3 protein-coding genes are annotated in these 3,011 nt (G+C 66.4%); 1 reads left to right on the top strand and 2 read right to left on the bottom strand.

Annotation, left to right across the window (positions count from 1 at the left end; translation table 11 throughout):
* Positions 1–157 precede the first annotated feature (157 nt).
* Both OXS49_RS33005 and OXS49_RS33000 read right to left on the bottom strand, forming a co-directional pair.
* A complete protein-coding gene (locus OXS49_RS33005; RefSeq protein ID WP_267428718.1) occupies positions 158–409 on the bottom strand; it encodes a PilZ domain-containing protein in 252 nt (83 codons plus the stop codon).
* A 176-nt stretch (positions 410–585) separates the two neighbouring features.
* Positions 586–963 carry a hypothetical protein gene (locus tag OXS49_RS33000; RefSeq protein WP_267428717.1) on the bottom strand — a complete coding sequence of 126 codons (378 nt, stop codon included), beginning with the start codon at positions 961–963 and terminating at the stop codon, positions 586–588.
* 846 nt (positions 964–1,809) lie between these two features.
* Between OXS49_RS33000 and OXS49_RS32995 the strand changes: the two genes are divergently transcribed.
* Positions 1,810–3,011 (top strand): glutathionylspermidine synthase family protein (locus OXS49_RS32995; protein WP_267428716.1); only part of this gene is annotated, 1,202 nt, incomplete at its 3' end.

Here is a 3,011-nt window from a genome sequence, read left to right as displayed (position 1 = left end):
CTCAGACGCCAGGACCGCAGCCGGCGCTTCTCCAAAGCGGCCATTCTGTTTCCGACCCGAGTCGGCTCGCCGAGCAGCGCTCCGCCCTCGCCAAGGCCATCGGACTTGGGGGGGCGGCGGGCAGGCGAAGCGGCAAGCGGCGGAGTAGCGCGGCGCTTCAGTGCCAAGCCACCTGCGGCCAAAGCGTAGGCTTCACCAGCCAGGCGGTCACCAGCACGTCGGCGATGCAGCCGATCTGGTCAGCCTTTCGCCAAGCCGCGCGACAGACGAGCGCCTCACCGGTGTCGTCGAAGGTGAGGATGAAGACGTCCGGCAGGTTTTCGGTATTTGCCAACGTGACCCGGATGCCGGTCGCTGAGCGGTCGGCGATGATGCAGGGGACGGTCTTGTGCTCGTCGACCAGGATCATGCCGGGGATGTTGAGGCAGGTTCGATCTTCTACCCGACGCTCGATCATCGAAGGTGCCCTTGGCTATGCCCGCATAGTATGCACGTCAAAGGTGAAGGGCTAACAACGAGGAACGCTCGCATTGTTTGGATCTGGACCGAATATGCCACACCGCCCCGCGACTGCGCCGGCCTCAATTAGGTGGCGACAGGGCGAACCACTACATCCTCGGCTTGGACGAGGGTCGCCATGACGTCAGACTGTATCTGAGCGAAAACCGCGTCGAGATCACCGATGCTCTGCATCAACACGGCGCACGAGAGGGCGACGATCTGTGGGGTGTAATCGGTCCCCTCAGCTAGGAACTCGCGGATCGCATCGATGAAGGATGCCCTGACGTCGCCCTCCCCCGATGCTCTGAGCACCTGCTCGCAGTTTTCTCGCAGCGGGGCGATCTCGCCATCCACGACCGAAACCCATTGCCGGGCATCATCGTAGATAAGCCAGCGCACCGAGCCCCGAGCGACCGGGGCCAGTCCTGCGAGATAGCGCCGAGCGGCCACGTCATCGAACATCGCGTGGGCTTAAACTCTCGCCGTCGCGAACTCCAACGCCCAGCGATATGACAACGGCGATTGACCGGCTTCCTGCCTTCCGTCGCCGCAGCAGCACCCGGATCCCGCGCACGCCAGCGAGTGTCGGTCGGCGACAGCTCCCCGAATGGAACGACTGAGCTTCGCGCCATGCACGATCGGACGGGGGGGCTGGTGCCGATCGTCACGACGCTCTGTCGTTCCGTGGCTGGATTTCCCCCGCGATGTTGCTGCCAGTTGCAGATGCTGCGTGAGCGCTGGATTATCCATGAGAGGGACAACCTAGGTTTTTCAGCGCCGCGGTCGCATTCAGAACAAGAAAAGTAACTGACACTTCGGTAACATCTGGCTCGAAAACAGAGGGTCTCCGATGCTGCGGCGCGGTGCTCAACCGATCTTCGGCCGTCGCGCTGCTCCCTCGCCGGGTCCGACCCCATTGGGCGAGCGCAGCAGGCCGACTCTGAAGCGATCGCATCAGGTCACCCTCGTGCTGCTCGGCTCAACGGCACTCGCTGGCTGGCAGTACAGCCGGACCGCCACGCCGAGCCCCCGCCCACAGCAGGTGGTGGAAAGCCCGGCCCAACCGGGCTGTGATCGTGGCGTGAGCTCCGCCTCGCCGGGGTGTAGCGATGGGCGATCACCCGCACAGGATCCCACCGGCAGGAGCACCGGGACATCGTCATCCGGCGGCCATGGTGGGTTTTCCGGTTCCTTCCATGGCGGCGCATCGTCCGGTGCGTCCGGAGCGAGCGCCGCCACAGGCACCACGACGTTCGGCGGCTTCGGCGGGTCGGGCCGTGCGGCGGGCGCGCACGGCGCAGGTGGATAATGCGCCGCCACATCCTCAACCCGCGTGGGGACTGGCGCGAGACCGCCAATGAAGCCGGCTATGACTTCCACACCAGCGAAGACGGTCACACCGTCTGGTGCGAGGACGCGGCCTACGCCTTCACCCTTGAGCAGATCGAGCAGGGCCTTGAGGCGCCGACCGCTGAGCTGCACCGGCTGTGCCTCGACCTCGCCGCCGAAATCGCAGAGAGCCCGGCGCTGATGGCGCGGCTCGGCATCCCGGACTGGGCCCACGGCCTGGTGACCCGCAGCCACCGCGCCCGCGACCCGTATCTCTACGGCCGCTTCGATCTGGCCTACGACGGCGCCGGGCCGGCGAAGCTCCTGGAGTACAACGCGGACACACCGACCGCCCTGTTCGAGACGGCGGTGTTCCAGTGGCGCTGGCTGGAAGACATTCGAGCCAGCGGCGCGCTGCCAACGGACGCGGATCAGTTCAACTCGGTCCACGAGCGCCTGCTCGCCCGCCTCGTCGAGATCCGGGCCCGGGTTGGCGACGCGCTGCACTTGACCTGCATGACCGAGTTCCCGGAGGACCGCGGCACGGTAGGCTACCTCGCCGATTGCGCCGCGCAATCCGGGCTCAAGGTGCGCCTCGTGGACCTGTCGGACATCGGACTGCAGCAAAAGGGCGGACGCTCGTCTTTCGTCGATCGCAGCGGCGAGCCAGTCCGCCTGCTGTTCAAGCTATACCCATGGGAGTGGCTCCTGCGGGACAGCTTTGGGCCGGCGATCGCCACCAGCGGCACGACTTTCGTCGAGCCGGCCTGGAAGATGGTCCTGAGCAACAAGGGCATCCTGCCCCTACTCTGGGAGCGCTATCCGGGCCATCCGAACCTACTGCCGGCCTTTTTCGAGGACGATCCGCGCAAGTTCGAGCTCGGCAAGAGTTTCGCCCGCAAGCCGTTGCTCGGGCGCGAGGGCGCCAACGTCACCATCGTCACGGACGGGCAGGTCGCGGCGTCCGAGGATGGCCCGTACGCCGAAAGTGGCTACGTCCGACAGGCGCTGGCGCCGATCCCGGACTTCGACTGTCGGCGCGTCGTGATCGGATCGTGGGTGGTCGGCGACGAGCCGGCCGGGATCATCCTGCGCGAGAGCGCGGGGCCGATCTCCAACGACACCTCGCGGCTGGTGCCGCACTTCATCGCGTCGGAACCGCGCGTGGCGCCGGCCTCGAA

This window comes from Methylobacterium sp. GC_Met_2 (genome assembly GCF_026540795.1).
Taxonomy (GTDB): Bacteria; Pseudomonadota; Alphaproteobacteria; order Rhizobiales; family Beijerinckiaceae; genus Methylobacterium.
The sequence above is the reverse complement of the archived record's forward strand: the minus strand, read 5'-3'. Positions and strand labels throughout refer to the sequence as shown.

Coding starts and splice junctions, on each gene's coding strand:
- OXS49_RS33005 (WP_267428718.1), bottom strand. CDS start 409: ATGATCCTGGTCGACGAGCACAAGACCGTCCCCTGCATCATCGCCGAC.
- OXS49_RS33000 (WP_267428717.1), bottom strand. CDS start 963: ATGTTCGATGACGTGGCCGCTCGGCGCTATCTCGCAGGACTGGCCCCG.